Source organism: Phormidium sp. CCY1219 (assembly GCF_035615515.1).
GTDB lineage: Bacteria > Cyanobacteriota > Cyanobacteriia > Cyanobacteriales > Laspinemataceae > CCY1219.
Genome location: NZ_JAJENT010000059.1, coordinates 1 through 215, shown reverse-complemented (window position 1 = coordinate 215; position 215 = coordinate 1). Strand labels below are relative to the sequence as shown.

Annotated in this window: 1 protein-coding gene; it reads left to right on the top strand. The window is 52.1% G+C overall.

Going from position 1 to position 215, the window contains the following annotated elements; translation table 11 throughout:
* A partial coding sequence (locus LKK83_RS00415) for a hypothetical protein (protein ID WP_324628768.1) occupies positions 1 to 215 on the top strand: 215 nt, incomplete at both ends.

Here is a 215-nt window from a genome sequence, read left to right as displayed (position 1 = left end):
GACGCCACAGGGGCGGGAACTCCTTCTGGGGAACTCTCCTTCACCACCAACGATAGCGACGAAAACCCCTTTAATTTTCCCATTAGCGGTACCGTTACTGGCGCAAATCAGCCAGAAATCCAGGTACTCGAAAACACCACCGATATTCCCGATGACAGCACAACCGCAATAGATATCGGAACCACCAGCGAAGGGACACCCGTTAGCAAAACCTT